The sequence below is a fragment of the Collinsella sp. BM28 genome (assembly GCF_054551995.1).
Map to the genome: position 1 here is coordinate 573,236 of NZ_JBTOLJ010000001.1, position 24,318 is coordinate 597,553.

21 protein-coding genes, 6 tRNA genes and 1 pseudogene are annotated in these 24,318 nt (G+C 61.8%); 19 read left to right on the forward strand and 9 right to left on the reverse strand.

Annotated elements, in window-relative coordinates; translation table 11 throughout:
- Nucleotides 1-387 precede the first annotated feature (387 nt).
- From ACX9NZ_RS02405 to ACX9NZ_RS02445, 9 genes are all read left to right on the forward strand, one after another.
- Nucleotides 388-2,067, forward strand: a complete 1,680-nt coding sequence (locus ACX9NZ_RS02405) for a peptide ABC transporter substrate-binding protein (protein ID WP_407495764.1) — start codon at nucleotides 388-390, stop codon at nucleotides 2,065-2,067.
- 218 nt (nucleotides 2,068-2,285) lie between these two features.
- Nucleotides 2,286-3,320, forward strand: coding sequence for an ABC transporter permease (locus ACX9NZ_RS02410; protein ID WP_118653986.1), 1,035 nt, complete (start codon nucleotides 2,286-2,288; stop codon nucleotides 3,318-3,320).
- A 33-nt stretch (nucleotides 3,321-3,353) separates the two neighbouring features.
- On the forward strand, nucleotides 3,354-4,286 hold the full coding sequence (locus ACX9NZ_RS02415; protein ID WP_233546203.1) for an ABC transporter permease: 933 nt from the start codon (nucleotides 3,354-3,356) through the stop codon (nucleotides 4,284-4,286).
- A gap of 4 nt (nucleotides 4,287-4,290) precedes the next feature.
- Nucleotides 4,291-5,424 carry an ABC transporter ATP-binding protein gene (locus tag ACX9NZ_RS02420; RefSeq protein ID WP_407495766.1) on the forward strand — a complete coding sequence of 378 codons (1,134 nt, stop codon included), beginning with the start codon at nucleotides 4,291-4,293 and terminating at the stop codon, nucleotides 5,422-5,424.
- Nucleotides 5,425-6,447 (forward strand): ABC transporter ATP-binding protein, encoded by a 1,023-nt coding sequence (locus ACX9NZ_RS02425; RefSeq protein WP_118653983.1) that lies wholly within the window; start codon nucleotides 5,425-5,427, stop codon nucleotides 6,445-6,447.
- Nucleotides 6,448-6,702: 255 nt separating this feature from the next.
- Nucleotides 6,703-8,442 (forward strand): ABC transporter substrate-binding protein, encoded by a 1,740-nt coding sequence (locus ACX9NZ_RS02430; protein ID WP_407495768.1) that lies wholly within the window; start codon nucleotides 6,703-6,705, stop codon nucleotides 8,440-8,442.
- Nucleotides 8,443-8,650: 208 nt separating this feature from the next.
- Nucleotides 8,651-8,740 (forward strand) — tRNA-Leu (locus tag ACX9NZ_RS02435).
- Nucleotides 8,741-8,860: 120 nt separating this feature from the next.
- Nucleotides 8,861-11,167, forward strand: a complete 2,307-nt coding sequence (locus ACX9NZ_RS02440; protein ID WP_118653981.1) for a SpoIIE family protein phosphatase — start codon at nucleotides 8,861-8,863, stop codon at nucleotides 11,165-11,167.
- A 52-nt stretch (nucleotides 11,168-11,219) separates the two neighbouring features.
- Nucleotides 11,220-11,948, forward strand: a complete 729-nt coding sequence (locus tag ACX9NZ_RS02445) for an anti-sigma factor antagonist (protein WP_407495771.1) — start codon at nucleotides 11,220-11,222, stop codon at nucleotides 11,946-11,948.
- 133 nt (nucleotides 11,949-12,081) lie between these two features.
- On the opposite strand, the gene ACX9NZ_RS02450 is transcribed toward ACX9NZ_RS02445, so the two are convergent.
- Together ACX9NZ_RS02450 and ACX9NZ_RS02455 are read right to left on the reverse strand one after the other, a co-directional pair.
- A tRNA-Cys gene (locus ACX9NZ_RS02450) sits at nucleotides 12,082-12,155 on the reverse strand.
- A gap of 42 nt (nucleotides 12,156-12,197) precedes the next feature.
- A tRNA-Gly gene (locus ACX9NZ_RS02455) sits at nucleotides 12,198-12,273 on the reverse strand.
- A gap of 344 nt (nucleotides 12,274-12,617) precedes the next feature.
- On the opposite strand from ACX9NZ_RS02455, the gene ACX9NZ_RS02460 reads away from it, so the two are divergent.
- The 8 genes from ACX9NZ_RS02460 (at nucleotide 12,618) to ACX9NZ_RS02495 (ending at nucleotide 18,567) form a co-directional block, all read left to right on the forward strand.
- Nucleotides 12,618-12,692, forward strand: a tRNA-Val gene (locus tag ACX9NZ_RS02460).
- Nucleotides 12,693-12,695: 3 nt separating this feature from the next.
- Nucleotides 12,696-12,771: transfer RNA gene (locus ACX9NZ_RS02465), tRNA-Gly, on the forward strand.
- Between the two features lie 43 nt (nucleotides 12,772-12,814).
- A tRNA-Cys gene (locus tag ACX9NZ_RS02470) sits at nucleotides 12,815-12,888 on the forward strand.
- 468 nt (nucleotides 12,889-13,356) lie between these two features.
- Nucleotides 13,357-15,579 (forward strand): anaerobic ribonucleoside-triphosphate reductase, encoded by a 2,223-nt coding sequence (gene nrdD, locus ACX9NZ_RS02475; RefSeq protein ID WP_118653979.1) that lies wholly within the window; start codon nucleotides 13,357-13,359, stop codon nucleotides 15,577-15,579.
- A 9-nt stretch (nucleotides 15,580-15,588) separates the two neighbouring features.
- Nucleotides 15,589-16,170: an anaerobic ribonucleoside-triphosphate reductase activating protein gene (gene nrdG, locus ACX9NZ_RS02480; protein ID WP_118653978.1), complete on the forward strand. Its 582-nt coding sequence runs from the start codon at nucleotides 15,589-15,591 to the stop codon at nucleotides 16,168-16,170.
- Between the two features lie 109 nt (nucleotides 16,171-16,279).
- Nucleotides 16,280-16,894 carry a GNAT family N-acetyltransferase gene (locus ACX9NZ_RS02485; protein WP_294124058.1) on the forward strand — a complete coding sequence of 205 codons (615 nt, stop codon included), beginning with the start codon at nucleotides 16,280-16,282 and terminating at the stop codon, nucleotides 16,892-16,894.
- Nucleotides 16,895-16,969: 75 nt separating this feature from the next.
- A complete protein-coding gene (gene folE, locus ACX9NZ_RS02490) occupies nucleotides 16,970-17,539 on the forward strand; it encodes a GTP cyclohydrolase I FolE (protein WP_118653976.1) in 570 nt (189 codons plus the stop codon).
- A 140-nt stretch (nucleotides 17,540-17,679) separates the two neighbouring features.
- Nucleotides 17,680-18,567, forward strand: coding sequence for a biotin--[acetyl-CoA-carboxylase] ligase (locus ACX9NZ_RS02495; protein ID WP_294159708.1), 888 nt, complete (start codon nucleotides 17,680-17,682; stop codon nucleotides 18,565-18,567).
- A 292-nt stretch (nucleotides 18,568-18,859) separates the two neighbouring features.
- Here the strand turns inward: ACX9NZ_RS02495 and ACX9NZ_RS02500 are convergent, their stop codons facing one another.
- Genes ACX9NZ_RS02500 through ACX9NZ_RS02520 form a run of 5 tightly spaced genes read right to left on the reverse strand, consistent with a single transcriptional unit; the run spans nucleotide 18,860 to nucleotide 22,389 of the window.
- A complete protein-coding gene (locus ACX9NZ_RS02500; RefSeq protein ID WP_118653974.1) occupies nucleotides 18,860-20,254 on the reverse strand; it encodes an oxaloacetate decarboxylase subunit alpha in 1,395 nt (464 codons plus the stop codon).
- A 1-nt stretch (nucleotide 20,255) separates the two neighbouring features.
- Nucleotides 20,256-20,414: an OadG-related small transporter subunit gene (locus ACX9NZ_RS02505; RefSeq protein WP_407495775.1), complete on the reverse strand. Its 159-nt coding sequence runs from the start codon at nucleotides 20,412-20,414 to the stop codon at nucleotides 20,256-20,258.
- 15 nt (nucleotides 20,415-20,429) lie between these two features.
- Entirely contained in the window at nucleotides 20,430-21,548 is a 1,119-nt protein-coding gene (locus tag ACX9NZ_RS02510; protein ID WP_006723662.1) for a sodium ion-translocating decarboxylase subunit beta, read from the reverse strand.
- A gap of 54 nt (nucleotides 21,549-21,602) precedes the next feature.
- On the reverse strand, nucleotides 21,603-22,007 hold the full coding sequence (locus tag ACX9NZ_RS02515) for an acetyl-CoA carboxylase biotin carboxyl carrier protein subunit (protein WP_407495777.1): 405 nt from the start codon (nucleotides 22,005-22,007) through the stop codon (nucleotides 21,603-21,605).
- Nucleotides 21,997-22,389 carry a hypothetical protein gene (locus tag ACX9NZ_RS02520; protein WP_294123530.1) on the reverse strand — a complete coding sequence of 131 codons (393 nt, stop codon included), beginning with the start codon at nucleotides 22,387-22,389 and terminating at the stop codon, nucleotides 21,997-21,999. The genes ACX9NZ_RS02515 and ACX9NZ_RS02520 overlap by 11 nt, the downstream gene beginning before the upstream one ends.
- Nucleotides 22,390-22,615: 226 nt before the next feature.
- Here ACX9NZ_RS02520 and ACX9NZ_RS02525 point away from each other — a divergent pair, with 226 nt between their 5' ends.
- Nucleotides 22,616-23,218, forward strand: coding sequence for an HD domain-containing protein (locus ACX9NZ_RS02525; protein WP_294123532.1), 603 nt, complete (start codon nucleotides 22,616-22,618; stop codon nucleotides 23,216-23,218).
- A 26-nt stretch (nucleotides 23,219-23,244) separates the two neighbouring features.
- The gene (gene folB / locus ACX9NZ_RS02530) at nucleotides 23,245-23,730 is read left to right on the forward strand and encodes a dihydroneopterin aldolase (RefSeq protein WP_294123535.1); all 486 of its coding nucleotides are present in this window, start codon (nucleotides 23,245-23,247) and stop codon (nucleotides 23,728-23,730) included.
- A gap of 17 nt (nucleotides 23,731-23,747) precedes the next feature.
- Here the strand turns inward: folB and ACX9NZ_RS02535 are convergent, their stop codons facing one another.
- Nucleotides 23,748-23,903 carry a hypothetical protein gene (locus ACX9NZ_RS02535; protein WP_407495982.1) on the reverse strand — a complete coding sequence of 52 codons (156 nt, stop codon included), beginning with the start codon at nucleotides 23,901-23,903 and terminating at the stop codon, nucleotides 23,748-23,750.
- Between the two features lie 17 nt (nucleotides 23,904-23,920).
- A pseudogene (locus tag ACX9NZ_RS02540) lies at nucleotides 23,921-24,292 on the reverse strand (histidine kinase dimerization/phospho-acceptor domain-containing protein); the annotation flags it as partial.
- Between the last annotated feature and the right edge of the window lie 26 nt (nucleotides 24,293-24,318).

The window sequence follows — 24,318 nt, forward strand, 5'->3', positions numbered from 1 at the left end:
ACATTGCGTGCATCGGCCCGTTCGGAGTGAATCCGGACGGGCTTTGTCATGGGGCGAGCGGGAGCCTATGCATGTCTGCATCAAGTGTTACACACTTGAAACAATACGTTGGCGAAAGATATCCATTTGAGCGTTCTTTTATGCACTAAAGTACGGTTTATCATGCAAATGCTTCGCCAAACTAAAGAAAATGTGCGCCGATTACCAGAAACCTCATACTCCATTATGCAAAAGTGCGCTAATGTATTGACCATCGCGCGTGACCGATCAGCCTAGCGGTCGCGCGAAGAGCAAACGGGATGCGATACGTGTTCGCACCTCCGGTCGCACCAAAGGGGTGCATATCCGGCTCCGCGTTCCGTGAACCTGCATTATAAGGAGGATGGCATGGCTGATACCAAATTTACCCAGCCCGTGATGGGTCGTCGTACGTTTGTGGGCGGCGCCCTCGCCACGGGTGCCCTTGCTGCTCTCGCCGGTTGCGGCGGCGGTGGCGACACTGAGGGCAGCGGCACCACCGCGGCTCCCGCCGGCGACAACGTGATGGGCTTCTATCTCTCCGAGCCCGCCTACATCGACCCGTACAACGCTCAGGAGAATCAGGGCACCGCTATCGCGCGCGCCATGTTCGATGGCCTCATGACCTGGGACTGGGACACCAACTCCGCTGTGCCCGTGTGTGCCGCTGAAGCCCCGACCGTCTCCGAGGATGGTCTGGTCTACACCTTCAAGCTCAAGGAGGGCATGAAGTTCCACAACGGTGACGCCGTCGACGCCGAGTCCTTCGTCCGCGGCTGGAAGCGCGTTGCCTCCCCCAAGATGGAGACCCCGTCCGACATCTGCTACCACCTCGCCCCGGTCGCCGGTTACGCCGAGTTCAACGCCGGCGATACCGAGGAGTTCACCGGCCTCAAGGCCGTGGACGAGCTCACCTTCGAGGTCACCCTTTCCGCTCCGATGGCCGACTTCCCGGCCGTGTGCTGCCACCCTGGCCTTGTGCCGGTTCCCCAGGCCGCCGTGGACGATCCGAAGTCCTTCCTCGAGCAGCCGATCGGCAACGGCCCCTTCAAGATGGACGAGCCCTGGAAGCACAACCAGTACATCAACCTCGTGAAGTTCGACGAGTATCACGGCGAGGCCCCCAAGATCGACGGCGTGTACTGCTCCATCCAGAAGGACCCGGACACCGCTTACAACGAGTTCAAGGCCGGCACCATCGACTTCGCTCAGATCCCGACGGGCCAGATCAAGGACAATGTGGACAAGTACGGCAAGTCCGAGGACGGCTACACCTCCACCCCGGGCAAGCAGTGCCTGTTGGGCGTCGAGCTCTCCACCTACTTCATGATTCCGTGCTCCCAGGATCCGGTGCTCGCCGACGTGAACGTCCGCCGCGCCCTCTCCCTGGCCATCAACCGTCAGAACATCGTGGACACCCTGTACGAGGGTTCCCGCATGCCCGCCACCTCCATCATGCCGACCGCCATTGACGACTCGGAGGAGAATGTCTGGCAGTACTGCAAGTACGATCCCGATCAGGCCAAGCAGATTCTCGAGGACGCTGGCTACACCGCAGACGCCGATGGCAAGCGCGGTCTTGAGGTTACGCTGAACTACAACGGTGACGGTGGTCACGAGGATCTCATGTCCACCATCCAGCTCGACCTTGAGGCCGTTGGCTTCACTGTCAAGCAGGACGCCGTCGAGTGGGCTACCTACCTCGACAACCTCTCCAAGGACGAGTTCTCCCTTGGCCGCCTTGGTTGGACTGCCGACTATCCGACCATGGACAACTTCCTGTATCCGAACTTCTACACGGGTGCCGACAACAACTACGAGAAGTACTCCAACCCTGAGGTCGACAAGATGATGGAAGAGGCCCGTCAGATCCAGGACGAGGAGGAGCGTAAGGCAGCTTGCCGCAAGGTCTGCGCTCTCATCGGTGAGGATATGCCGGTTATTCCGATCATGTTCTACGCTCACAACTACGTCGCCTCTGAGCGCATGAAGAACTTCAACTACGACGCTCAGACCATCCCACACTTCGAGACGGCTGAGATCGCCTAGCGACCGGGATCAAAACCCGATAGCGCATGAACAGCAGGACATCGCGCAAGCGGTGTCCTGCCTTTGTTTGGCGGGTAATGCTGCAAAGTGCGGAATCGATCGTGTATATCTACGCATAATCCCCGCAGTATTCCTTAGCGGGTGACGTATAATTGCAATTTACGCTGCGACATACTGCAGCAAAGTGTAGTGTCCAAGAGACTAGGGAGGGTATCGCTGTGCTCAGGTACATCCTCAAGCGAATCCTGCAGTTCATCCCGGTCTTCCTCGGCGTCACGCTCATTCTGTTCATCATGCAGAATGTCGTGCCCGGCGATCCCATCAAGCTGATCGCCGGCGAGAAGAAGCTCGACCCGGTTACCGAGATGAACATCCGCGCCGCTCACGGCTTAATCGTGACGGACGAGAACGGCGACATCGTTTTCGACGAGAACGGTGACACCATCGAAACCCCCATGTGGGATCGTTACTTCACTTATCTGAGCGGCCTGCTCCATGGTGACCTTGGCCGTTCCTACCAGCGTGGCATCGACGTGTCGACCATGATTCTCGATGCCTATCCCTACACGGTGCAGATCGCCGTTGTCGCCATCGTCATCGAGGCAATTGTGGGCATTGGCGCCGGTATCATCTCGGCTATTAAGCGGTACTCCTTCTGGGACATCCTCGTGACCCTCACCACCTCGATGCTCGTGGCGATGCCCGCGTTCTGGCTCGGTCTGCTCCTCCAGTTGATATTTGGCATCTGGCTTAAAGACGCTACCGGCGGTGCCGTTGCGTTGCCCGTCTCGGGCGTCCCCGGTCCGCGCCCGATGTTCCCCGGCTGGATGTACTACATCCTTCCCGCCATCACGTTGGCTGCGGTATCCACCGCCTACACGGCCCGTATCATGCGTTCGCAGCTGATCGAGGTCATGAACCAGGACTACATCCGCACTGCCAAGGCCAAGGGCCTCTCCAAGCGCTCGATCATCTTCCACCACGCGCTCAAGAACGCCCTGATCCCGGTCGTTACCTATGTGGGCATGGACTTCGGTGCGATGCTCGCCGGTGCCATCCTGACCGAGACAGTCTTCAACTGGCCCGGTATCGGCCAGATGACGTACACCGCTATCACTCGCCGCGACTGGCCCATCGTCATGGGCGCCGTCACGGTCATCGTCATCGTGGTCATGATCATCAACCTGATCGTCGACGTGAGCTACGCGTTCCTCGATCCGCGTATCCGCCTTGGTAACAAGAGCGATAAGTAGGAGGCAAGAGACGTGCAGTACTCAATGAATACAATGGGCGAGCAGGTTCGCGCCGCCGCGGCCGAGGCCCATGTCGTTGCCAATGGCTCCGACAAACCCACGCGCACCCTGTGGGGTGACGCCTTCAAGCGCCTGAGGAAGAACAGGCTCGCGATGTTCGCCATCGTGTGGATCCTCATCGTCGTCGTCATCGCGGTCACCGCGGACCTGTGGGTTCCGAGTGTGCTCGGCGATCCGAACGCATCCGACACGGCCACCATGGTTATGAACTCCCGCCTTGCACCGTCCCTCCAGCATCCTTTTGGCACCGACACCCTTGGCCGCGATGTGCTCTCCCGCGTCATCTACGGCGCGCGCATCTCGCTGACCGTCGGTATCGTCGCCACGGGCATCTCCACTGCCATCGGACTGGTCATGGGCGCACTCGCCGCATACTACGGCGGCATCTGGGATACCATCATCATGCGTCTGGCCGACATCTTCCTGGCGTTCCCCTACACGCTGTTCGTCATCGCTATGATCGCGGTCATCGGCAATGGTATTCAGAACGTGTTTATCGCCATCGGCATCCTTGGCTGGCCCTCGATCGCCCGCGTGTTCCGCTCCGCCATCCTCTCCGTCAAGGAGAGCGACTACGTGGATGCCGCCCGATCCATGGGCGCTTCCGACGCGCGCATCATCGCCCGCCATATCTTCCCCAACTCCGTTGCTTCTATCGTGGTCTATGCCACTATGAACATCGGTGGCGCCATCCTGACCGAGTCCGCCCTGTCCTTCTTGGGCCTCGGCGTCGTCCCGCCCGATCCGTCGTGGGGCACCCTCATCCAGGAGGGTCAGAAGTACCTGCAGACCGAGCCGTGGCTCATGATCATGCCCGGCATCGCCATCCTGACCACCGTGCTCGCGTTCACGCTGCTCGGCGACGGCCTGCGTGACGCTCTCGACGTGAAGATGAAGGACGCGTAAAACCATGGCTAAGAACAACGATACTTTCGTGGACCTCAAGACGCAGCCGATCCCCGAGGGCCAGCATCTGCTCGAGGTCGACGACCTGAAGATGTACTTCCACACCGAGGACGGCGTCGTGCATGCCGTTGACGGCGTGAGCTACACGCTCGATCGCGGCGAGACGCTCGGCGTGGTGGGCGAATCCGGCTCTGGCAAGTCCGTGACCGCCATGACCATCATGGGCCTCATCTCCATGCCTCCCGGTAAGATCGAGGGCGGTTCCGTGACCTATCGCGGTCGCGACCTCCTCAATATGTCTGAGGAGGAGATGCAGCACGTCCGCGGCAATGACATTGCGATGATCTTCCAGGACCCCATGACCTCGCTCAACCCGGTTTACAAGATCGGTCGTCAGGTGGGGGAGGGCCTTCGTCTGCACCGCGGCTACTCCAAGCAGGAGGCGCTCAAGCGCGCCACTGAGCTGCTCGACCTCGTGGGCATCCCTGAGCCCGAGAAGCGCGTGAACGAGTATCCGCACCAGTTCTCCGGCGGCATGCGCCAGCGCGTCATGATCGCCATGGCTCTCGCCTGCGATCCCGACATCCTGATTGCCGACGAGCCCACTACGGCCCTCGATGTGACCATCCAGGCGCAGATTATCGAACTTATGCAGGAGATGCAGGAGAAGAACGGTAACGCCATCATCATGATCACCCACGACCTGGGCGTCGTCGCCGACATGGCCGACAAGATCATGGTCATGTACGCAGGTCACCCCGTGGAGTTCGGCACTGCCGACGAGATCTTTTACGAGAGCCGCCACCCCTACACCTGGGGCCTCATTCGCTCCATTCCCGAGCAGGCTACCGACGAGAAGAAGCCGCTTACGCCAATTCACGGCAATCCGCCGTCGCTCGTCAACCTGCCGCAGGGTTGCGCGTTCGCGCCTCGTTGCCCGTATGCCACGGAGCTCTGCCACAAGGAACGCCCCAAGAAGTTCGTCATGGACAACGGTCATTACTCCGAGTGTCATTACGCCGATGACGATGCCTTCGTAAAGAAGTTCGCACCCGACACCTCCCGCTCCCGCGGGACCATGCCGACCGCGATTCCCGATAACGCGGATGTCGCAGCTTCGAAGGGAGGCGAGGCCTAAATGGCAGACAACAATACTCCGCTGCTCAAGGTTGAGCACCTCACGAAGGAGTTCCCCACCGGCTCCGGTTTCCTGGGCGGTAGGTTCTCCAAGAAGGTCGTCTCTGCGGTGAATGACGTCTCGTTCGAGATCCGCGCTGGCGAGACCTTCGGTCTGGTGGGCGAATCCGGTTGCGGTAAGTCCACCACCGGCCGCGCCATCATGCACCTCGACCCGCCGACGTCCGGCAAGGTGTACTTTGAGGGCAAAGATATCTCCAAGATGAACAAGGCCGAGCTCAAGGATATGCGCCGCGACATGCAGTTCATCTTCCAGGATCCGTATGCATCGCTCAATCCGCGTATGACGATCGGCGAGATTGTTTCCGAGCCCATGGTCATCCATGGCATCGGTACGCCCGAGGAGCGCATGGATCGCGTTCGCGAGCTGCTCGACGTCGTTGGCCTCAATCCCGAGCACATTAACCGCTATCCGCATGAGTTCTCTGGTGGCCAGCGTCAGCGCGTCGGTATCGCCCGCTCGTTCATTCTGCGTCCGAAGCTGATCATCTGTGACGAGCCCGTTTCCGCGCTCGACGTCTCCATTCAGGCCCAGGTTCTGAACTTGCTGAAGGACCTTCAGCAGCAGTACGGTACCGCCTATCTGTTCATTGCCCACGACCTTTCCGTCGTTCAGCACATTTCCGATCGCGTCGCCGTCATGTACCTCGGTAAGATGGTCGAGCTGTCCGACTGGAAGAGTCTGTACGCCGAACCGAACCATCCGTATACGCAGTCGCTGCTCTCCGCCGTGCCGGTCCCCGATCCGGACGTGCAGAAGAGCCGCAAGCGCATCATTCTTGCCGGTGATCCGCCGAGTCCGATCGACCCGCCGAGCGGTTGCCGTTTCCACACGCGTTGCCCGATCGCGCAGGGCAGATGTGCCGAGGAAGTGCCCGAGTTCCGTGAAATCGGCGCGGGCCACTTCTGTGCTTGTCATTATGCGACGCCGTTCCCCATCAAGGAGTCGTACATCGACCTGTAAGGGCCCCTCAGCCCTCATGACGCCAACCGATCAAACGTCCTCGAAAGCCCGCCTTTGGCGGGCTTTCTGCGGAATGTACGCTTGGATGTGAAACGCGAGGGCTGTCCGTACTTAGTCGCGCGCGTGGACGAGAAAAGTCTCATGCATGAGGGGACTTTGCTGGGATGGTCACTGCTCGGTTGGGGTTGCGCGGGTTTTGCTTTAGAGTGGTGGGATGAAAGTGCATCTGTGCAATAGATCCGGGAAGGGGCCGAGATGATCGACAGGCGTGCATTCCTAGGCGCTGCGGCATGCGGTGTGATGGGGCTTGGACTAAGCGGGTGCAGCCAGGTTGAGGGCGGCGATGCGGGCTCAAGTGATGACGTCCCGTCCTCATGGGTGACGTGTCGCATCGGCAAGCCCTCGGCAATCGACCCCCTGCTCGTCTCCGATCGCTTTGGCCTGCAGGTGCTTCAGGCGCTATTCTGCCCGCTCACGTGCATCGTGGATGGTGTGGCGACCCCCGCTGCCGCCCGTAGCGTCACCGTTTCCGATGACGCGCGCACGTTCACCTTCAGCCTTGTCGAAGGTGCGACGTTCCACAATGGTGAATCCGTCACGGCCTCTTGCTTCAAGCGGGCGTGGGAGCGTTTGGTCAAGCCGATGTCCGACGATACGGATGAGGATCGGACACACAAGGAGAATGGTGGCGAGGGCCCTCGTAGCCGCTGGGGATCCTTGCTTTCCGCCATCGATGGGTATGATGCCCTGTCTGGCGGCCGGGCCTCGGAATTGGTCGGTTTACGCTGTCCTGACGACCTCACGCTTACCGTGTCGCTTACCGAGCCGCATGCAGCCTTCGCCTCGATTGTCTCGCATCCAGCTCTCGGTCCTGTTCCCGCGAGTGCGGAGGACAATCCCGTTATGTTTTCGGAACAGCCCATGGGCAATGGACCGTTCATGTTAGACCGCCCGTGGAAGGGAAAGGGCGACATTCGGCTCACGCGCTTTGACGAGTGCGCATATGGTGCGAGCTTGGTGGATGGCGTCCTACTCGCCATTCATGACGACACCGTTGCCGCATACAACCATTTCCAGGCGGGTGTCCTCGATATCTGCGATGTGCCCGTTGACCAGTTGAAGGATGCCGAAGATGCGCGCGGCATTTCGTCGAGCGCGGGGACCATGAAACCGGGCGAGCGGTTCGTTCAGGGGCCTGAAGCCGGGTTGACGTACATGGTGTGCAACACGCGTGTGGCCCCGTTCGACAACGCCGTCTTTCGCCGTGCGATTTCCTGCGGTATCGACCGCGAAGCCCTTTGCAAGAAGGTGCTCAATTACAGCGCCGCTTCCGCCATGAGCCCGGTTGCCCCATGCGTGGGCGAGGCGGTGTCGTGGGAGGCGTGCGCGTTTGATGCTGACCGGGCTCTGGAGCTCATAGAGGGGCTGAGCGCGCAGGAGCGGGAGGACGAGGCCCAGCAGACCATGGGTTCTGCCGAAGAGTCAAAAGACGCTCCAGAGATGACGGCGGAGCCGCTGAATCTCGATTTCACCCTAACGTATCGCGAGGGGGGCGTGCAGGGGCGCATCGCCGACCAAATCGCGAGCGATTTGTCCGACTTGGGGCTGACGGTGAAGACCGCTGCGCTGGCAGCGGAAGACCTCGCCGAAAGCCTTGATAAGGGCGATTGTGCGTGCTGCCTCGTCACGTTCGACCCGGCGGCTGCCACAATCGACACGGTGGTGTCCCAGTTGCTTGGCACCACGTCTGAGCGAGGCTCATGGGCGGGATACGAAGATGATGCGCTCACCGCCGCCCTCACCACCATGGCCGAGCAGCGCGACGCGACGGAGCGTACCGAGCGCGCAAGGGAGGCCCTTGTCCTTGCGTCCGAGGCGATGCCGATGATCCCCCTGGTGCATCCGGCGTATGCCAAGGTCGCATCTGATCGCGTGCAGATGGCGAATGTCTTGCCGAACGGGCTCGTCGATCTTGGTTCCGTAGAGCTCGTCTAGCCCTAAATCCCCAGCGGGGAAGGGCGGATCTTTCTTACTGCCAGGCCCCGCCTCTCACCTGCGTTCAGAGGGATCTTTGCAGGTACTTCTTGCAAGGAAGTCTTCTGCAGGCCCTTTCGCAAAACTTTTTTGAAAAAGGGGCTTGCGCGAATGATGGGACTCGGGGTACTATCTTCCTCGTTGCAGACGCGGTAACGCGAAAGCAAACGTCGGAGTGGCGGAATTGGCAGACGCGCTAGCTTGAGGTGCTAGTGACCACATTTCGGTCATGCGGGTTCAAGTCCCGCCTCCGACACCACGCATGTGAAACGCGAGCCCGGTTTGGGTTCGCGTTTTTGCTATATATCGCACGCGGCCGTGCGATTCGCCGGCAGCCCCCTCGCGCGTCCGCGTTATGTTGGTACGGCGGAGGTGGCGCATGGAACATATGCACAACGAGGAATTGAGCGACGTCGCCCGTTTGGTCGAGGTGACGAGTGACGCCGTCGCTATCTGTGATGCCGACGGCGCGGTACGCCATGTCAACCGCCAGTTTCTCGTCCTCCAGAAGATGAGCCGCTCCCAAGTCGTCGGCGCCGACATCAAAGACCTGCTCTACAGTTCGGGATTTGAGCGAGCCGCCGGTCACAAGATGCCTTTTTCGTCCGATGGCGAAGAGAACACGCTGATGCTCAAATTGCCCGACGGCTCCTTCATCCCCGTACGCGTACGTGCGCTTGAGCTCATCGAGACGGAGAAGGGCGACTGCCATGCGCATCGATATGTGGTCGCCATCCGCAGCCTCGAGGAGCAGTACGCCCACGATCGCAAGACGCAGCGCCTGCTTTCTGAGCTCCAAGCCGCCAATAAACGCCTCTCGGGCACGCTGTCGGTCATCATGTCCACGGTGGGCTCCAGCGATATGTCGACGTTGCTGGACACGGTGCTCAACCGCATGGCCGACACGCTCGATGCGGCGGGAACGACCATCTACTTTGCCGAGGGTGGCGGCTTCAAGCTGCGCGGTGTGAGCCGAGGCATTGCGGCCAGGTATGTACCCGATTTCATTCCCTATGGCGCGGGTGTGCCCACCCACGTCCTACGCGAGCAACGAGCCTGCCGACTGTCGCTGGTGCCCGTCGATCCCGCAGACCCTACGGCACCCGGCGCCTTTTATGACCTCGATGCCCGTGTGCGGCACAACGTGCGCCTGCAGGACATGCCTCCATTCAAGACCATGATTGCGGTCCCCGTGTACTTTGGAACGCAGGTTTTGGGCGTTGTTGAGCTTGGCTGGACGCGCCCGTGCAATCCGCGCATCTACGACGTCCGTGTTCTCGAGGTCATATGCGATTATCTGTCCATTGAGTTGATGGGGGTGGTGAGCAGTCTGCGTGCCGCGCGCACCTCGTCCCTCACGCGCTCGCTTAGTCGAATTCGCGAGCTTTTGTACGCGAACGGAAAGGACCCCATTGCGGCATGGACCGAGATGACAAGCGAAGTCACTGAGCAGTTGTCTTGCCACCTTTTGCCCGTGTTACATGATGTGGAGCGCGGTGCCTACGTGATTGACTTTGATGGCGGAAGCCGCATGGACCTTCCCTGCGACGTTGAGGAAATGTTTTTCTCGGTGACGACTCCCGCTGCCCGAGTGGGCGCTCCCGCATCGGCCGACCTGCTTGGTGACGAGGCGGGTGCCCTCGCGGCGCCCGAGCCTCCCAAGCAGATTCGCTTGGCGCGTGTGGACCGCATCACCTGGGTCGGTGAGTGGCTTGAGCGTCACGGCCTTCCGTGCCAGGGCGTTTTCGTGGATATGGGTCGCGAGCAAGACGAGGGCGCATTTGTCGAAGACGACGGCCCGTTCGCCGCCGTCCTCCCGCCCCGTCGATTCTTGTTGCTACGTGATGATTCCCAAGAACCCGTGGACGATATGGAGTTCGATTACCTGACGCATCTCGCGCATGACTTCGAGCTCATCATGGACGGGGCCGTGCAGCAGAAGAGCGAGCGTCGCATTGCCCAGACCTTGCAGGCTGGCATGCGCAACGACCTTGGGGTTGTTCCGGGCATCACCTCGGATTCGCTGTATTCTTCCGCCACGCGCCAAGCGCTCGTGGGGGGCGACTTCTACACCCTCATCCGCCTGCCCGACGATCGCGCCGTGATGATTTTGGGCGATGTGTCGGGAAAGGGCGTGGAGGCTGCGTCGATGTCCGCGCTCGTCAAGACGGCACTCACCGCATATGCCTGGGAGGGGGCGAGCCCGGCGCGTATGGCGCGGTCGCTCAACCGCATGCTCATGAGTTTCTCGCGCGTGGAGACCTTCGTGACCATGTTCATCGCAAAGCTCGATCTGCGCCATGGGCGCGCGACGTATTGTTCGGCCGGCCATCCCCCCACCATGCTCGTGAAGGCCAACGAGGCCGATGGCGTGGAGGCGGAGTTGCTGAGCGTCCAGTCGGGTGTGGTGGGCGCCTTCTCGAGTATGGTGTACGAGAACGGTACCTTCTCGTTTAACCCCGGGGACATTCTCTTTATGTACACCGACGGTGCCATCGAGGCCCGCGATGCTGCAGGCGAGTTCTTTGGCGAGGCTCGTTTGCGTGAGGTGCTGCTTCGTGCCGCTGCTGAGGGCGTTGAAGGCCTGTGCGCACAGGTTCTGGATGAGCTCGATGCATTTACGGGTTCGGCACTCGATGACGATATCGCCCTCGTGGCGTTGAGGTTCGACCGGCGCGGCGTCTGATGCGTTTGCGTGCGAGGGTATCGGTGGACGGTGAACGGGGAACCATAGCAACATGAACGAGTGGAATGACATAGCCGTAATCGCCCCGGCGGGCGATATCGATATCGCTTCGGTACCGCGCCTGCGTGAGCAGGTCGATGCCCTCATCGAAAACGGGGTACGGCGCATTCTGGTGAACTGCCAGAATGTGAGTTTCATCGACTCGACGGGGCTGGCGTTCCTGCTCGTGCGCGCGCGGACGCTATTCGATCGCGAAGGGCTGCTCTCGCTGGTGAACACCTCTCCCCAGGTGGTTCGCTTTCTCCAGATCGCCCGCCTGCTGGACGCCCTGCATGTTTCGGCCGCAGAAAAGCCGCCTATTCCGGTGCTTGCGCCCGATGCGCCGCCCCTGTGGAGCAAAACGCTCGCCATTCGACCCGGCGTCGAGAACCTGGGCATGTACCGGCACCGCATCGCTGAGTTGCTGGGTGGCCTGCCGCTGTCGCGCGATGACTGCTTCGACACCGCTTTGGCGGCGGGCGAAGCGCTGTCGAATGCCTACGATCATGCCTGCGGCGGCAAGGGGAGCACCATGACGGTGATCGCCTACACCGACCGCGTGGTGATCGAGGTGCGTGATTGCGGGTGCGGATTCGAGATCGCGGACGGCGAGGAACCTCCAGGGAGTCGAGAGCGCGGTCGCGGCATCCGACTCATGCGCATGTTGGTCGATAGCGTCGACGTGCGCCGTCGCGTCGACGCGCCTGGCACGCAGGTGCGCCTTATCAAGATGATCGCTTGATGCTCCTGCGGCGGGGCGGGGATCGCATTCGTTGCCACTGGTTTTGTTTTGGCGCCTGGGCAATGACCCCTCTTGACGAGCATGGTCTGGTACGGAAAAGGGCACCCCAAAGGATGCCCTCAATCAAATCATATGGAGGCGGCTCCCGGATTCGAACCGGGGGTAAAGGCTTTGCAGGCCTCTGCCTTACCACTTGGCCAAGCCGCCGAATGAATAGAGCCGATTCTTCAATCGGCTCTTTACAAACGATGGAGCGGACAACGGGGCTCGAACCCGCGACCCCAACCTTGGCAAGGTTGTGCTCTACCAACTGAGCCATGTCCGCTTGCGAGAAAGTACTATACGCAATCAGACGATAATGTGCAAGTCATTTTTCATGATTGTTTACGCTGCTGGGGTGATCCTTGGGGTCGTCCAGACAGCGACCGCCTGTCCTCACGGGCACGCCGCGACAAGTCCGCACCGGTGCCGCGGCGACGAGTTCTTGCCGCAGGGCTCGTTGGCTTGCGTGAGTCGCAGGCATCCTCCTCGAGATCGGTGCGCGGTAATCTGCGTAAAACCCGAGATTAGACTGCTGTTTCAAACAATTTTAAAAAAGATGGAAAAAGTTGTTGACCGAACGCTCGTATCTGGGCTATATTAATCCCCGCGCTGATGCGCACCTGAGTTGGGCGATTAGCTCAGGGGGAGAGCACTACCTTGACACGGTAGGGGTCACAAGTTCAAATCTTGTATCGCCCACCATAAGCGGACATGGCTCAGTTGGTAGAGCACAACCTTGCCAAGGTTGGGGTCGCGGGTTCGAGCCCCGTTGTCCGCTCCATTATATGCGCCAGGGCCGATTTCAATCGGCCCTTTGCATATAAGGCGAAGTGGCCAAGTGGTAAGGCAGAGGCCTGCAAAGCCTTTACCCCCGGTTCGAATCCGGGCTTCGCCTCCATATGATCATGCTGGGCACCCCACGGGGTGTCCATTTTTTCTTTCGTTCCTCCGCGTTCCGAGTGCGCGAAGCCCAATCACAACATATAGGCTTCCTGCGGTTATGGTGAGGGTCTCTTGTTCCACTTGTCGGCGACTGGCGGAGAACTTGTGGACACCTCGGTTGCGGCTCCCGCGAGCATTTTGTCATCCATGCAGGTGGGGGACGGTGGGCTCTCTCCTAGCAATTCGGGTCAATTTGCAACCTTGAATGAGAGGAAAAATTAGCACATTGCTTCTGACCTGCTAAAACACAACATATAGTGATTCCGTTTACGGATGTCACCAGATATTGATGGCAAAATGCCGTATCATACTTGTGAAAGGCAATGATGAGCCTCGACCCCGCTGCCATATGCAAATGCGTGGGGCCGGGGCTTTCCTATCCCGTAACGAAGTCACGAGCAAGCTTGGGTCGCGGAGGAGTCACATGAAGATCATCAAGCGCAGCGGTTCCGAGGTCACGTTTGACCTCCAGAAGATCATCAACGCCATCAACGGCGCCAACAGTGAGGTCAAGAGCAGTGAGCGCCTCACCGATCGTCAGGTTCGCTACGCCGCGGAAAACGTCGCCGACCGCTGCGAAGAGGCCGGCCACACGGTCTCCGTCGAGGAGATCCAGGACATGGTCGAGGATGAGCTTATGGCCCTTGATCGCTTCGAAGTCGCCCGTCGTTACATCATCTACCGTTACGTGCAGGGCCTCAAGCGCCAGAAGAACACCACCGACGACAAGATCCTGTCACTCATCGAGTGCAACAACGAGGAAGTCAAGCAGGAGAACTCCAACAAGAACCCGACCGTCAATTCGGTGCAGCGCGATTACATGGCCGGTGAGGTTTCCAAGGACCTCACGCAGCGCGTCCTGCTTCCCGCCGAGGTCGTTGAGGCCCACAACGAGGGCATCATCCACTTCCACGACTCCGATTACTTCGCCCAGCATATGCATAACTGCGACCTCGTGAACCTTGAGGACATGCTGCAGAACGGCACGGTCATTTCCGGCACGCTCATTGAGCGCCCCCACAGCTTCTCCACCGCCTGCAATATCGCCACGCAGATCATCGCCCAGGTCGCCTCCTGTCAGTATGGCGGCCAGTCCATCTCGCTCACGCACCTCGCACCGTTCGTCGAGGTCAGCCGTCAGAAGATCCGTCGTCAGGTCGAGGCGGAGCTCGTCGAGCTTGGCGTGGATGCCCCCGAGGAGAAGGTGTCCGAGGTCGTGGAGACCCGCCTGCGCGATGAGATCCGCCGTGGCGTGCAGACCATCCAGTATCAGGTCGTCACCCTCATGACCACCAACGGCCAGGCGCCCTTTGTGACGGTGTTCATGTACCTCAATGAGGCCCGCAGCGAGGCCGAGAAGCGCGATCTTGCCATGATCATCGAGGAGACCCTGCGCCAGCGCTACGAGGGCGTGAAGAACGAGGCGGGCGTGTGGGTCACCCCCGCGTTCCCCAAGCTCATCTACGTCCTCGAGGAGGATAACGTCCGCGAGGGCTCCGAGTACTTCTACCTGACCCAGCTCGCGGCCAAGTGCACCGCCAAGCGCATGGTGCCCGATTACATCTCCGAGAAGAAGATGCGCGAGTTCAAGCTCTCAAAGGGTGAGACCGAGGGCAACGGCGATTGCTACACCTGCATGGGCTGCCGCAGCTTCCTCACGCCCGATCGCTCCGGCAACGGGTATGACAACGTGGCCCGCGCCAAGAACTACGAGCCCGGCAAGCCCAAGTACTATGGTCGCTTCAACCAGGGCGTCGTGACCATCAACCTGCCCGACGTCGCGCTCTCCTCGCAGGGCGACATGGACAAGTTCTGGGAAATCTTCGATGAGCGTCTGGAGCTGTGTCATCGCGCCCTGCGCTGCCGCCATGAGCGCCTTCTGGGCACCCTGTCCGACGCCGCGCCCATTTTGTGGCAGTACGGTGCTCTGGCGCGCCTGGACAAGGGCGAGAAGATCGACAAGCTGCTTTTTGGCGGCTACTCGACCATCAGCCTCGGCTATGCCGGCCTGTACGAGTGCGTGAAGTTCATGACGGGCGCCAGCCACACCGATGAGAAGGGCACGCCGTTCGCCATGGCGGTCATGCAGCGCATGAACGACAAGTGCAACGAGTGGAAGGCCGCGGAGGACATCGACTACTCCATCTACGGCACCCCGCTGGAGTCGACCACCTACAAGTTCTCCAAGTGCCTGCAGCGCCGCTTCGGCATCATCCCCGGCGTGACGGACAAGGGCTACATCACCAACAGCTACCACGTCCATGTCTCGGAGGAGATCGACGCCTTCGACAAGCTCAAGTTCGAGAGCCAGTTCCAGCGCCTGTCCCCGGGCGGCGCCATCTCCTACGTCGAGGTGCCCAACATGCAGGACAACCTCAAGGCGGTCATCCGCGTCATGCAGTACATCTACGACAACATCATGTACGCGGAGCTCAACACCAAGAGCGACTACTGCCAGGAGTGCGGCTACGACGGCGAGATCAAGATCGTCGAGGACGACGGCAAGCTGGTGTGGGAGTGCCCGCATTGCGGCAATCGCAACCAGGAGACGCTGAATGTCGCCCGCCGCACCTGCGGCTACATCGGCACGCAGTTCTGGAACCAGGGCCGCACGGAGGAGATCCGCGATCGCGTGCTGCATCTGTAGGGGAATCGGATGAACTACGCGGAGATCAAGCACTTTGATATCGCCAATGGCGAGGGAGTGCGCACGACGCTGTTTGTGAGCGGGTGCCGCCGTGGGTGTAAGAATTGCTTTAACGAGGTGGCGTGGAACTTCGCCGCGGGCAAGCCCTTCACGGCCGAGGTGGCCGACGAGATCATCGGGAGCCTGCGCCCCGATTACGTGGACGGGCTGACGCTGTTGGGCGGCGAGCCCATGGAGCCCGAGAACCAAGAGGGCCTGGTCGAGTTCGTGGAGCGCGTTCGCAAGGAGTTCCCGCGCAGCTGCGGCAAGACCATCTGGTGCTTTACAGGCGACACATGGGACCGCGAGCTCGTGGCGGGTGGGCGACACCATACGGAGTTCACCGACCGCTTGCTTGCCTGCATCGACGTGCTGGTGGATGGCCCCTTCGTCCAAGACCTGCACGACATCACGCTGCGTTTTCGCGGTTCGTCCAACCAGCGCATCATCGACATGCCCGCCACGCTCGCCGCGCTCGCTGCGGGGGAGGCCCCCGCGGACGCTGTGCGTCTGTGGAGGGACGCCGAGGTGTACGCAGCGCATTCGATGTAGGCGCGGTCGGCGAGGACGGGATGGGCCGCGCGGTGGTCACGGCATCGCGGCAGTCGGTGGCGTTTGATGTGTGTCACCACGGCATGTGGCGCACGGGAAAGGGGAGACGATGCGAACGTTGGAGACAGATAGGCTCGTGCTGCGTCGCTTTACCGAGGCGGACGCGTCGGCGCTGTTCCCCATGATGAGCGATGCGCAGGTGAATCGTTTCTTGCCGTACGCCGTGCACGGGAGTGTGGCAGATACGGCGAGCTATCTTGAGGAGAATTACCTGCGATGGTATCGCGCGGCCGACGCGGACGAACGCCGCTCGGATGGGCTGCCGCTCGACATGCATTGCGCGATTTGCCGCAAGCGCGGCCGCGTAGAGGCGGGCGAGTTGCTCGGCTTCGTGAGCATCGACGCTGAGGGCGACGCATATGATATGGGGTACGCCCTGGCTCGCGATGCGCAGGGCCAAGGTTTCGCGACCGAGGCGGTGCGAGCGATGCTCGGTGAGGCTCGCCGAGCGGGCTATCCATTCGTCACGGCGACGCACGATGAGCTCAACCCGGCATCTGGTCGCGTGATGGAGCACTGTGGCATGACATATCGCTATTCGTATCGAGAGCACTGGCAGCCCAAGGGCATTGACGTGGTATTCAAACTCTGTCAAATCGACTTCGCGCCCGATGCGTCAACCTACTCGGGCTATTGGGAGCGCTACCCACAGCATTGGGTGTAGAGGCCGCATGGTGCGGCTCGTGTCTTCCGGCGCGTGGTACGATTGTCGATATTATCTGCGGAAAGTGAGTGAAACATGGTCGATCAAGATAAGGTGTGCGAGGCGGTTCGCCTGCTGCTCGAGGGCATTGGCGAGGACCCGACGCGTGAAGGGCTCCTCGAGACGCCCGATCGAGTTGCACGCATGTACGCCGAGCTCGCGGGCGGCATGGATCAAAGCGCGGCCGCGCATCTATCTAAGACCTTTTCCGTTACCGAGAGCGGCCTCGTCATAGAGCGCGATATCCCGTTCTACTCCCTGTGCGAACATCATCTGCTGCCCTTTTACGGCACGGTGACCATCGGGTATATTCCGAATGGGCGCGTGGCGGGGCTTTCCAAGCTTGCACGCACGGTCGAAGTGTTCGCCCGCCGACTTCAGCTGCAAGAGCAGCTCACCGGCCAGATTGCCGACGCCCTCATGGACAATCTCGACTGTGCCGGGGCCATCGTGCTCATCGAGGCCGAGCACCTGTGCATGACCATGCGCGGCGTGCAGAAGCCCGGCACCAAGACCACCACGCTTGCCCGTCGTGGCGTATGTGCCGAGTCCGGCGTCGAGGCCGCGCAGTGGGAAGAGCGTTTCTTCCGCATGTTGGGGAGATGACACCGGCTGGCGTGCGGATGGTAGCATAACTAGGAAAAACTCCCCGATTTCGCGAAGTTTTGTCGAGTTGTGCTACCAGTTGGCCGGGCATCCGTGGGAGGTCTACCGGCCGTCAGCGGGGAGGAAGATGGCGGGGCCTTATGGACAGTCTAGAACCGATCGAACTGCGCTCTGAAGTGCCCTCGACGAACGCCGAGATGAAGAGGCGCGGCCGCGTGGGTGCGCCCCATGGTGCCGCGCTCAGGGCACTCGTCCAAACTGCGGGACGCGGGCAGCGCTCGCACGACTGGGCGTCGCCCGAGGGTGGCTTGTACCTATCCGTCCTCATCCGTCCCGAAGTCCCGGGCGAGGCCCTGCCCGCCCTGCCCGTTGCCTGCGCCTTGGGCGCCCTGGGGGCACTTCGCGAGGTGGGATGTCCCCGTGCTCGACTCAAATGGCCAAACGACATCGTGGTAGGTAATCACAAGCTCGCTGGTATCCTGACCGAACTTGTCGCAACGGGCGAGGACGTTTTCGCGGTGTGCGGTATTGGGGTGAACATGGAAGCCCCCGTCGTATCGACGCGATCGGGGAGCATTGCCGCGCTGCATCCGACGGGCTTGTTGGACGAGCTCGCACCGGGCATGACGCCTCCGTCGCTCGAGGACCTGGCAGAGCTCGTTCGAAAGCGCATCTTGGATGCCGCCTCGGATTGGGAGGCCGCTTACGGGAAAACCGCGGCGTACCGCGGGTCGGGGAGGCCTGTTGCGCGCGTTCCGGGATATGACATTGCCCGATGGGCGGAAGACCCCGTTCGCGGCGGCGCCGAAGGTCCTCTGGCACCCCTTCTGGCACCTTATAACGCTTGCCTTGCCTTTGTGGGACAGCGGGTGCGCGTATATGCCATCGACGGTGAGGAGCGAGCGCAGGGGACGTTTTTGGGAGTCGACGGGTATGGCCGCGCGCTCGTCGCGCAGCGGGACGGTTCGGTTGCCGGCTATGATGCGGCGGATGTCTCGATTCGTCCGCTCTCGCTCATGGGCGAGTAGCCCGAGTGCCTTAAGGTCGAAGACGAGGGGCCAGCTCCGTCTCGGCGGTTTACGGCGACGAGGCACGTGTCCAAGCGTGGTCTCCATGAGGGAGTTTGCGGGGTCAGAGACGTCGCTTCCAGTCCGTCTATCCTCGGGCTCACGCCGTCCTTGCCGAACCGATCTCGGCCCGCAAAAAGCGCCCGCGGCGTTGCGTGCCGCGGGCGCTGTGCGTTCATGGTGGCGGCCGAGCAGGATATCGGGCCGGGAGCTTGACGTCGGGCCGGGAGCCGGCCTGACTGTCCGGAGCCCCCTATGCCACGTCGATGGAAACGTTGACCTCCTGCACGGGGACGTCGTAGAACGGGTCCTCGCGGCGGCCGAGGAAGTCGCGTGCCTGCTCGGGGAACAGGGCGTAGGACAACACATCCTCCTCCGAGCGGGCGTACTGCGAGATCTCCTCGCGCAGGCGCGGCATCGCGGGTTCGATCAGGTCGGCCGGGCGGCAGGTGATGACCTCGTCGTCGCCGATGATCTGGCGGCGGATCTTCTCTGAGATGGTCACGGGCGGACGGCCGTATTGACCGCGCACGTAGTCCTTGATCTCGGCGGGAACGACTTTGTAGCGCTCGCCGGAGATGACGTTCATGAGCGCCTGGGAGCCCACCATCTGGGACAGCGGGGTCACGAGCGGCGGGTAGCCCAGGTCGGCGCGGACGCGCGGGACCTCGGCGAGCACCTCGGCGTACTTGTCCTCCACATGCATGTCCTTCAGGTTGGCAAGCAGATTGGAGAGCATGCCGCCGGGGACCTTGTACAGCAGCGCCTTGGGCTCGACGGCCATGACCTTGGGGTTCAGGCCACCCTCGTCCAAAAAGCGGTTGCGGATGGGCAGGAAGTGCGCTGCCACGGCCTCGAGCTTCTCGATGTCCAGGCCGGTCTTGTAGCCGAGGGCCTCCAGCGCGATGGCCATGGACTCGGTGGCGGGCTGGCTCGTGCCCTCCGCGAAGGGGGAGGAGCAGGTGTCGATGATGTCGGCGCCCGCCTCGACGGCCTTGAGGTAGGTCATCTGGGCGATGCCGGCGGTGCCGTGCGTGTGCACCTGCAGCGGCAGGTCGCAGGAGGCCTTGATCTCGCTCACGAGCTCGAAGGCGACGTCGGGCGTGAGGACGCCGGCCATGTCCTTGATGCAAATGGAGTCGGCGCCGGCGCGGGCCATCTCGTTGGCGAGGCTCACGAAGTAGCGCACGGTGTGCACGTCGCTGGTGGTGTAGGAGATGGCGGCCTGGACCTCGCCGCCCGCCTCCTTGGCGGCGCGGATGGAGGTCTGGAGGTTACGGGTGTCGTTCAGCGCGTCGAAGATGCGGATGACGTCGATGCCGTTCTCCACCGACTTCTTGACCAGGGCCTCGACCACGTCGTCGGCGTAGTTGCGGTAGCCGAGCAGGTTTTGGCCGCGCAGCAGCATCTGGAGCTTGGTGTTCTTGACGTGGGCGCGGATGGTGCGCAGGCGCTCCCAGGGATCTTCGTTGAGATAGCGTAGACAGCTGTCGAAGGTGGCACCGCCCCAGACCTCGAGCGACTCGAAGCCGCACTCGTCGAGGGTTTCCAGGATGGGGAGCATGTCCTCGATGGGCATGCGCGTGGCGATCTGACTTTGCTGGCCGTCGCGCAGGACGGTCTCCATGAAGCGGATCTTGCGGGTCATGCTAGGCCTCCTTCGACGGCGGGAAGAGTCGGGCGAGGGCGAGCGAGATCACGTAGATGACGAACATGACGATGAAGATGCCGCCCCAGCCTAAGATGAGGATCTGGATGGCGAGGGACAGGTCGGTGGAAAGTCCGAGCGATGCGACGAGATTGGTCATTACCAGCATCCCTTTCTAGAGCAAAAGGCCGAGGACGAGACCGCCGGCGACGACCGAGGCGATCTGACCGGCGACGTTGGCGGCAGCGGCCTGCATGAGGATGAAGTTGCCGGGATCCTCCTCAGTGGCGAGCTTTTGCACCACGCGCGAGGCCATGGGGAACGCGGAGATGCCCGCGGCGCCCACCATGGGGTTGATCTTCTCCTTGCGGAACAGGTTCAGGAGCTTGGCGAACATGACGCCGCCCACGGAGTCCATGATGAAGCCGATGAGGCCGAGGCCCATGATGATGAGCGTGTCGAATTGCAGGAACTCGCTGTACTCCATCTTCACGGAGACGCACAGGCCCAAAAGGATGGAGATGAGGTTCACGAGCTCGTTTTGGGCGGAGGCGGAAAGCGAGTTGAGCACGCCGCACTCGCGCAGGAGGTTGCCGAACATGAGGAAGCCCACGAGCGGCAGGGACACCGGGGCGATGAGGCCGGCGACCACGCAGATGGTGACGGGGAAGAGGATCTTGGCCGTCTGCGAAACCTGGCCGGGGCGGTAGGTCATGCGGATGGCGCGCTCCTTCTTGGTGGTGCAGGCCTTGATGGCGATGGGCTGGATGATGGGGACGAGCGCCATGTAGGAGTACGCCGCGACCATGATCGCGCCCATGTACTTCGAACCGAGCGAGTTGGCCACGAAGATCGAGGTGGGGCCGTCCGCGGCGGCGATGATGCCCGCGGAGGCGGCGTCGGCGATGTCGAAGCCGAACACGCCCGTGGCCACGATGGTCACGAAGAAGATGCCGAACTGCGCGGCCGCGCCGAATAGCAGCAGGAACGGGTTGGCGAGCAGCGGGCCGAAGTCGATCATGGCGCCGATGCCGATGAACAGCAGCAGCGGGAACAGCTCGGTCTCGATGCCGGCGTCGAACAGGATCTGGAACGGTCCGGGCTCGGTGCCGGTCATGAGGACGCCGGATGCGGGAATGTTCACCAGGATGGTGCCGAGTCCCATGGGCACGAGCAGCGTGGGCTCGTACTCCTTCTTGATGCCCAAGTACATGAGGACGCAGCCGATGAGGATCATCGCGATGCGTCCCGGCTCGGCGATGAGCGCCTGCACGCCGTCGAGTAGGATTTCCATAGTGCCTCTTTCTGGAAGAAAGCGCCGCCTTGGCGGCGGCGCGTCGGGGTGTACTTAGGCGAGGGTGAAGAGCGTGTCGCCCGGGTTCACCATGGCGCCCTTTTCGACGTTGATGGAAGCGATGGTGCCCGCCTGCTCGGCGACGACCTCGTTCTCCATCTTCATGGCTTCGAGGACCATGATGGGCTGGTTGGCGGCGACGGTATCGCCAACGTGCACGTGGATGTCGAGGATGGTGCCAGGCATGGGCGCGGTCTGAGAGAAGGCGCCGGCCGGAGCGGGGGCGGGGGCTGCAGGAGCGGGCTCGGGCGCGGGAGCCGGTGCAGGTGCAGGTGCGGGGGCTGCGACGGGAACAGGCGCCGGTGCGGCGTCCGCCGGGGTCGGGGTCGGGGCGCCGACCTCCTCCATCTCCACCAAATACTGGGTCCCATCGATTGAGATCTTGAATTTACGCAGCATGGCTGCCCTCCTCTTTCATCTTGTAGATGTTCTTGACCGTGAACGAGCTTTGCTCGAGCGCACCGGCGGCGAGCGCCGTGGCGATGATTGAGACCGTGCGGTGCTCCGGGTTCGCAACCAGCACGCGTTTGACGCGAAATTCGCTCGTGGGGTGGTCCCCCGCGGCAATGGCCGATGCGATAACGCATGCGTGTGCGTGTTCGTGGGCATCGACCGGCAGGTATGCGGGAACCGGTTCCCACGTATCCGGCGCCTGCGTGCTCGACGCTGCCTCGGCTGCGGATTGTGGTGCTTCGACGGACGCGGGGGCCTGCTGCGCCCGCGAAGTCTGCGGAGCGTCATGGTGCCCGATGTGCCTCTTAATCCAAGAACGTAGTCCCATGGCCCTTCCTTTCCCGTGGGGACGTGCCGTGACGCAATGGGGCAAGACCTCACGAATGCCTATGCTAGCGAGATTTGTAGGAATTGTGGCGCTTGGTTGGGGCTTCTTCGGTGACTGGTAGGAATTGGGCGGTGCGGTGGTGTTTCGTTTTACCAAAGCCGTTCACGCCGCTTTGTGCATGGATTGGGTACAACAGCTAAACAGCTGGCGATTGATGGAGACGAACATGCGACGTGTTCATGCGATAGAAGATAGCTTCGCATTCCGCGGGCACATGAGGCGCATCGAGGATGCCGAGCAAACGCGGGAGTTTTGCAAACATGGTATGACGCACCTGCTGGACGTCGCGCGCATCGCTTGGATTTTCAATCTCGAGCGTGGGCTCGGCTTTGACCGCGAGGTCGTCTACGCCGCCGCCCTCCTGCACGACCTCGGCCGCTCTGAGCAGTACGCGACGGGCGAGGACCACGACGTCGCGGGCGCACGGATAGCCGCCGACATCCTAGACAGCTTGCCCGATGGCCTTCGATTCGACGCCGATGAGCGGGCTGTCATCCTTGCCGCCGTCTCCGGACATCGGGGTGCGTGCGCGGACGGGGAGGTCGTTGTCGCACCGCGGGCTGCAGAGGTCCCTACGGGTGAAGCTGACGACCGGGGGTACATGGGCAGTGCGCGTCATGCGAGCGGGACGCGTCGCGGCGAAGGGGCGGAGTCACTCGCCCATCTCATCAAAGAAGCCGACAACCGTTCGCGCGCCTGCTACGCCTGCCGCGTCCGCGACGCCTGCTATTGGCCAGACGAGCGCAAGAACCTTTCGATAGATATATAAGTGCGTGGAAACGTGAGGAGCACACCATGGATATGAAACATCTGCCCGAGAACATCGTCGACGACCGCGGTACGCTTGCCCGTCGCGAGGCCGGCCTTCCCGCCACGCGCACGCAGCTCGCGCGCCTGGACCCGGAGCAGCTGCATACACTCGACAAAATCGCCATCGAGGGGCTCGAGGTGTTCGCCAACCACGGCGTCTTTCCCGAGGAGAACAAGCTCGGCCAGAAGTTCGTGGTGAGCGTGACGCTCTATACCGATACGCGTCGTGCGGGGGAGACCGATGACCTTTCCGCGTCGATCCATTACGGCGAGGCGGCTCATGCCATCGACGAGTTCATGCGTGTGCATACCTTCAAACTCATCGAGACGGCGGCCGAAAGCGTTGCCGCCATGTTGCTCGACCGTTACCCGGGCGCGTACGGCGTGCGCGTCAAGCTCGAGAAGCCCTGGGCGCCGGTGGGTTTGCCGCTGCGCACCGTTTCCGTCGAGATCGAGCGCACGCGGGCATAGGGCTCGCGTCGGCGGCGCTAGGGGCGCAGTACGATGCCGAACGTGATGGTGTCGACGCCGTTGGTCGTGCACAGGGCCTTGCCATGGTGCGCCTCGGCGATGGCGCGCTTTGCCAGTTCGGAGAGATCGCAATCCTCCATATCGAGCTCGCCGCCCTCGTCCATTTTCGCCAAATGACGAGGCGTTCGGTGAGCTGCGCCATGCGTGCGACCTGCTCGTGGATGCCTTTGGTCCATTCGCTCTCACCGTCGGCCATCTCTATGACCTCGGTATTGGCGTTTATGACGGAGAGCGGGGTCTTGGGCTCGTGGCTTGCATCGGTGACGAACCGCCGCTGCTTGGCGTAACTTTCCGCTGTGGGCTTGATCGCCATGCCCGAAAGACACGCTACCAATGCGTACACAAGCGCAAGGCCCACGCCGCTGATGATGCTGCTCGCTGTGCTCGAGGATGGTCGCAAGGGCACGGGCGAGACTCTGTTCGTCTTCGGCATTTTGGCCGTCATCGCCGACGGTGCCGCGATGAGTACAGCGGCGTCGTCAGGGATATTGTTGGAGCGCATGGGTAAATCGAGGAGATTGGTGGGTA

Bases quoted from the DNA above. Each gene is read 5' to 3' on its own strand.
- ACX9NZ_RS02405 (WP_407495764.1), top strand. From the start codon at position 388: ATGGCTGATACCAAATTTACCCAGCCCGTGATGGGTCGTCGTACGTTT.
- ACX9NZ_RS02415 (WP_233546203.1), top strand. From the start codon at position 3,354: ATGGGCGAGCAGGTTCGCGCCGCCGCGGCCGAGGCCCATGTCGTTGCC.
- ACX9NZ_RS02420 (WP_407495766.1), top strand. From the start codon at position 4,291: ATGGCTAAGAACAACGATACTTTCGTGGACCTCAAGACGCAGCCGATC.
- ACX9NZ_RS02425 (WP_118653983.1), top strand. From the start codon at position 5,425: ATGGCAGACAACAATACTCCGCTGCTCAAGGTTGAGCACCTCACGAAG.
- ACX9NZ_RS02430 (WP_407495768.1), top strand. From the start codon at position 6,703: ATGATCGACAGGCGTGCATTCCTAGGCGCTGCGGCATGCGGTGTGATG.
- ACX9NZ_RS02440 (WP_118653981.1), top strand. From the start codon at position 8,861: ATGGAACATATGCACAACGAGGAATTGAGCGACGTCGCCCGTTTGGTC.
- ACX9NZ_RS02445 (WP_407495771.1), top strand. From the start codon at position 11,220: ATGAACGAGTGGAATGACATAGCCGTAATCGCCCCGGCGGGCGATATC.
- nrdD (WP_118653979.1), top strand. From the start codon at position 13,357: ATGAAGATCATCAAGCGCAGCGGTTCCGAGGTCACGTTTGACCTCCAG.
- nrdG (WP_118653978.1), top strand. From the start codon at position 15,589: ATGAACTACGCGGAGATCAAGCACTTTGATATCGCCAATGGCGAGGGA.
- ACX9NZ_RS02485 (WP_294124058.1), top strand. From the start codon at position 16,280: ATGCGAACGTTGGAGACAGATAGGCTCGTGCTGCGTCGCTTTACCGAG.
- folE (WP_118653976.1), top strand. From the start codon at position 16,970: ATGGTCGATCAAGATAAGGTGTGCGAGGCGGTTCGCCTGCTGCTCGAG.
- ACX9NZ_RS02495 (WP_294159708.1), top strand. From the start codon at position 17,680: ATGGACAGTCTAGAACCGATCGAACTGCGCTCTGAAGTGCCCTCGACG.
- ACX9NZ_RS02500 (WP_118653974.1), bottom strand. From the start codon at position 20,254: ATGACCCGCAAGATCCGCTTCATGGAGACCGTCCTGCGCGACGGCCAG.
- ACX9NZ_RS02505 (WP_407495775.1), bottom strand. From the start codon at position 20,414: ATGACCAATCTCGTCGCATCGCTCGGACTTTCCACCGACCTGTCCCTC.
- ACX9NZ_RS02510 (WP_006723662.1), bottom strand. From the start codon at position 21,548: ATGGAAATCCTACTCGACGGCGTGCAGGCGCTCATCGCCGAGCCGGGA.
- ACX9NZ_RS02515 (WP_407495777.1), bottom strand. From the start codon at position 22,007: ATGCTGCGTAAATTCAAGATCTCAATCGATGGGACCCAGTATTTGGTG.
- ACX9NZ_RS02520 (WP_294123530.1), bottom strand. From the start codon at position 22,389: ATGGGACTACGTTCTTGGATTAAGAGGCACATCGGGCACCATGACGCT.
- ACX9NZ_RS02525 (WP_294123532.1), top strand. From the start codon at position 22,616: ATGCGACGTGTTCATGCGATAGAAGATAGCTTCGCATTCCGCGGGCAC.
- folB (WP_294123535.1), top strand. From the start codon at position 23,245: ATGGATATGAAACATCTGCCCGAGAACATCGTCGACGACCGCGGTACG.